This is a genomic window from Alteromonas sp. 14N.309.X.WAT.G.H12, assembly GCF_036697315.1.
Classification (GTDB): Bacteria; Pseudomonadota; Gammaproteobacteria; order Enterobacterales; family Alteromonadaceae; genus Alteromonas.
This window is the reverse complement of the sequence record NZ_JBAHZB010000013.1, coordinates 53,926-58,607: the sequence shown is the minus strand read 5'-3', so window position 1 is coordinate 58,607 and position 4,682 is coordinate 53,926. Positions and strand designations below refer to the sequence as shown.

Below are 4,682 nucleotides of genomic sequence, written 5' to 3'. Positions count from 1 at the left end.
ATTAACTGCAATGCGATACAGCCACGTATAAAACGCACTGTCGCCTCGAAAGTTCGGTAAGGCGCGGTAGGCCTTGATAAACGCGTCTTGAGTTACATCAGCAACATCACCCGAGTTTTTCACGTACCTTGATACCAAATGCATTACCTTGTGCTGATAACGTGTCACCAACAAATTAAATGCATTTTTATCACCGTGCTGTACCTTTTCAACGATTTGTTGATCGGTTATCTGCTCGCTCATCCGAGCCATTTCTCCTTAACATCTACTACGTAAAACAGCTCATGCAAGCAATGAGTAGACTGTATATATTTTAAAAAGTTCGCTTTAAAGTGCGGCCTATCTCTATTTTATCAACAAATATCGAAAAAAAAGCCCTCAAATGCCGTCGCCTCTTTGCCTTTTGTCTCGCATCATTTAGACTTGCCAAACCTTAGCCTACAAATAAACCGCTAAAATAACATGAATTCAGTGACTTCATCACTACCTTCTGCGGATCAAAAAGGAATCGAGCACCGTTGCGACGTACTTATTATAGGTAGCGGCGCCGCCGGACTCAGTCTCGCGTTAAAATTAGCTGATCACTGTAACGTGATTATCTTAAGCAAAAGTGATCGCAATGAAGGATCTACACGCTACGCTCAGGGCGGTATTGCCGCCGTTTTCGACGAACATGACAGTATCGAGGATCATGTCGCAGATACGTTAAATTCCGGGGCCGGTCTATGCGACGAAGCCGCCGTACGGTTCACCGCCGAAAATGCGAAAGATGCCCTAAACTGGTTAATTAACCATGGCGTTCCTTTTGATACCGAAACCAATGAGGATGGAGAAAAGCGATTCCATCTTACGCGAGAAGGCGGCCATAGTCATCGACGCATTTTGCATGCGGCTGATGCCACGGGAGAAGCCCTTCAAATTACGTTGAACGATGCCGTATCGGCCCATCCCAACATTCAGTTTTTAGAACGCTACAATGCCATTGATCTGATTAAATCCCAGCGCAATAAACGGGGTTGTAACGGTGCATATGTGTGGAACCTAGAAGCGGCCCATGTAGAAGTGGTGCGTTCCCGTTTTGTGGTATTAGCAACGGGCGGCTGCAGTAAAGTTTATCAATACACCTCCAACCCGGATGTTTCCAGCGGCGACGGTATCGCCATGGCCTGGCGCGCCGGTTGCCGGGTGGCCAACATGGAATTTAATCAGTTCCATCCAACCTGTCTTTATCATCCCCAGGCACGCAACTTTTTAATATCAGAAGCCCTCCGGGGAGAAGGCGCACAATTGTGTCATCCCGATGGCACACGATTTATGCATCGTTTTGACCAGCGAGGCGATCTTGCGCCCAGAGACATTGTTGCCAGAGCCATTGACTATGAGATGAAGCGCTTAGGTGCGGACTGCATGTATCTGGATATTAGCCACAAGCCCGCCGATTTTGTTATCAAGCACTTCCCAAATATTTATAAGAAGTGTCTTTCTGTGGGCATTGATATTACCCGCGAGCCTATTCCTGTGGTCCCGGCGGCCCATTACAGTTGTGGCGGCGTGATGACAGATTTTAATGCCAAAACCGACTTAGACAATGTTTACGCCATAGGCGAAGTCGCCTATACCGGCTTACATGGCGCTAATCGTATGGCCTCCAATTCACTCCTTGAGTGTGTGGTTTACGCCGCAGCCGCAGCAAGGCACATTATGGCAAACTTAGACAATACGTGCAGCCATGAGCCCATCGCGCCCTGGGATGAGTCTCAGGTCACCGATTCAGATGAAGAGGTTATTATTCAGCATAATTGGCACGAATTACGCCTGTTTATGTGGGATTACGTGGGTATTGTTAGAACCAATAAACGCCTCGAACGGGCTTTACGACGGATACAATTGCTCAGTCAGGAAATCCATGAGTATTACGCTCACTTCAGAGTGAGCAATAACTTGCTGGAACTACGTAATCTGGTGACAGTGGCAGAACTTATTGTACGCTGCGCCATGGCCCGTAAAGAAAGCCGTGGACTGCATTATAATGTGGACTACCCTGATATGCTGCCCACACCCGCGCCCACCGTCTTACGGCCTGACGAACACGATCAGCACACGGAGCCAGGCTCACTGTCCACCTAGTTACCCGCGATACCTATCCTTGCGCAAGGGATCCATTGATATGTGCCGACCCACCTTCGTCATTAATTAGGCTAAAGTGGGTTTCGCCATTCTCTTCGTAGGCCAATAACTTGGCATTTCCCGGCAACAGCAAAGGCTTTTTAAAGTCACATTGCACGGAGATATGCTTTACCCTGTCTGCCACCTCAAATTGACTCACGCAGTATGACAATGTCCACATTCCATGAGCGATAGCCTGAGGAAAACCAAACAAGCGCGCGGTGGCAGCATACAGGTGAATAGGATTGGCATCTTTTGACACCTTCGCGTAACGACGGCCCATATTAGATGGCGCAGATAAAGCGGCTTTGAATACGTACTTTTCACTTAGCGATTCGTCCTGGAACGTTTTTCCATGTTCTTTACGGGGAATTTTTCCGCCAGTATGGGGCGCTCGGGCGCGCACCAAGTAGGTAGAACTCGCTTCATAGCACGGGACCTCAGCCTGCATAACACGCGTATACATGTGTATATCCCACCCCAGTTTATGAGCCGTGATCCCCTCAAACCCCACAGAAAAGTGAAAAGGCGCCTGAATATCTAACGGACCAAACTGTTGAATACGATTAGACCGATGAATCAGCCCCAATAAAGGAAACGGACTACGCTTGTGAGATAAGCACGCCATATGCATGGGCAGGGAAACCGCCTGTAAGAAACACGGATGCACAATGTCCATATTGTCCCAATCGGTCAATTGACAAAACTGTTGATATTGGGTTGCATCGAGCGTACAGCACTGTTGATGGGTAATGGGCGGCAACACAGGGGGCTTAAACTGGGTAAGCAACCGTTTGTCAGGGCGATGCAACAGCGCTTTCAATAATAAAGACATACTCTCCCCTAAATCGATGACAGGCGGTGATGGTGAACATCAATAATTAAACGCGCCAATCTTCGGTATATCTTAGGCTCGCACTCTGCGGGAAATACCCAGCGGTGATGACGTTTGCCACTCTCATCCACCAATGCCAGATAGAGGACGAAGGGCAAGAGCCGACTTTGTCCGCTAATCTGATAACAACACGGCGGTTTTTTACCCCAACCTTCATGCCAACGATATCCGGTCACACTCACAAAAACAGGCGCTTTAGCAGGCTGGGTCATTTTCATTAACACAACCCCTATTCCCCATAACCATAAAAGCAAAAGTACAGGGGTATCAGCGGGCAAATAGATTTTCACAGAAAAGGGAAGTGAAAGGTAGGCAAAGGCCATACATCCCACTAACCCAAATACGGCAAAATGCCGCCAATAGGCGTGGGAATGAATAAAGCTAAACTTTGACACGATTTAAAACAATCGCCACCATATCTGCCAACTCTTTATCTTCACACTGTTGATGACCCATAAACCACGCAAATAAATCAGGATCATCGCTCGTTAGCAAACGTTCAAATGTTTCTTTTTGGTGTTCATCCAGATCATCGAAAGCTTCTTCAACGAAAGGTAAAAAGAGTACATCTAATTCCAACATGCCTCGGCGGCATGCCCATTTCAATCGGTTAAGTCTTTTTTCAGTAAACATGGTTGTTTGGACCTCAAATTCGAACGGCGACACTATACCATGAGATAAGTGAATTTCTCACTGACCTTTTTATCAGATCCAGTCAAAGACTTGTTAAATAGGAATTTCCCCCCATAGTAGACACAGACAAATTGGTTTGCAGGAGCCCCCATGAAGACACTCGATCATCTCTTAAACATTGACCACAATTTTATGATGCCGTTACACAATTTCACTGTGATATCGGTCACCGGGGAACAACGGGATGACTATCTTCATGGACAGCTTACCGTGGATACCAAAGCACTGGATGACCATGAGGTTAGACGGGCGGCACATTGCGATTTTAAAGGTAAAACCTGGTCTTTAAGCCTTGTGATACGTCACAAAGAAGCCCTATGGCTAAGCATCAATAAAAGCAGTGCAGAACATACGTTGGCCCAGTTGAATAAATACGGCGTGTTTTCCAAAGTCACTATTGCCCCGTGTGATGACACCCAGAGTGATGACACATTAAAGCATTTCGCATTTTCAGGTCCCATGGCAGAACAGTGGCTAACCGGTCACTTCGGCAGCCTTCCAGACGCGCCGCTATCATCCGTTCAACATGATACTGGGGTCCTGATCCGTCTTGACCACCCAGACAATGTATTTATTGCCATATTAAACTCGCAGGGAGTTGATGCTTTAAATAGCAGTGATCTGCCCAATCAGATAAAAGCCTACAAAGACACGGTCTTCGAAGCCCTCAGTATTAAAAATGGGATCCCCGATATCTCCGGGGAAGCAGTCAACCAATTCGTCCCCCAGATGATGAATGTACAGGCGCTAAACGGCATCGACTTCAATAAGGGGTGTTACATGGGTCAGGAAGTGGTCGCCCGAACCCGCTACTTGGGGAAAAACAAACGCGCAGGGTTTGCCCTTTGCTTCCCCGAGGCCATCGATGTTACCGTAGGTGACAGTATTGAGATTGAAGTGGCGTCAGGATGGCGACGAGGTGGAACCG

The 4,682-nt window shown here is 47.4% G+C and carries 6 protein-coding genes; 2 read left to right on the top strand and 4 right to left on the bottom strand.

Translation table 11 applies throughout. The annotated features are described in order from the left end of the window. A partial coding sequence (locus V5298_RS06645) for a sigma-70 family RNA polymerase sigma factor (protein ID WP_332930685.1) occupies positions 1–243 on the bottom strand: 243 nt, incomplete at its 3' end. A gap of 219 nt (positions 244–462) precedes the next feature. Here V5298_RS06645 and nadB point away from each other — a divergent pair. Continuing rightward, the gene (gene nadB / locus V5298_RS06640; protein ID WP_332930684.1) at positions 463–2,127 is read left to right on the top strand and encodes an L-aspartate oxidase; all 1,665 of its coding nucleotides are present in this window, start codon (positions 463–465) and stop codon (positions 2,125–2,127) included. Between the two features lie 13 nt (positions 2,128–2,140). Here nadB and V5298_RS06635 read toward each other — a convergent pair whose 3' ends face one another. The 3 genes from V5298_RS06635 to V5298_RS06625 are packed head-to-tail and all read right to left on the bottom strand — an operon-like array spanning position 2,141 to position 3,694. Further along, positions 2,141–3,001, bottom strand: coding sequence for a MaoC/PaaZ C-terminal domain-containing protein (locus V5298_RS06635; protein ID WP_332930683.1), 861 nt, complete (start codon positions 2,999–3,001; stop codon positions 2,141–2,143). Positions 3,002–3,009: 8 nt separating this feature from the next. Beyond that, positions 3,010–3,456, bottom strand: coding sequence for a protein YgfX (locus tag V5298_RS06630; protein WP_332930682.1), 447 nt, complete (start codon positions 3,454–3,456; stop codon positions 3,010–3,012). Then, positions 3,443–3,694, bottom strand: a complete 252-nt coding sequence (locus V5298_RS06625; protein ID WP_332930681.1) for a succinate dehydrogenase assembly factor 2 — start codon at positions 3,692–3,694, stop codon at positions 3,443–3,445. The genes V5298_RS06630 and V5298_RS06625 overlap by 14 nt, the downstream gene beginning before the upstream one ends. A 150-nt stretch (positions 3,695–3,844) precedes the next feature. Here V5298_RS06625 and V5298_RS06620 point away from each other — a divergent pair. Beyond that, on the top strand, positions 3,845–4,682 hold an 838-nt coding region (locus V5298_RS06620; protein WP_332930680.1), incomplete at its 3' end, for a glycine cleavage system protein T.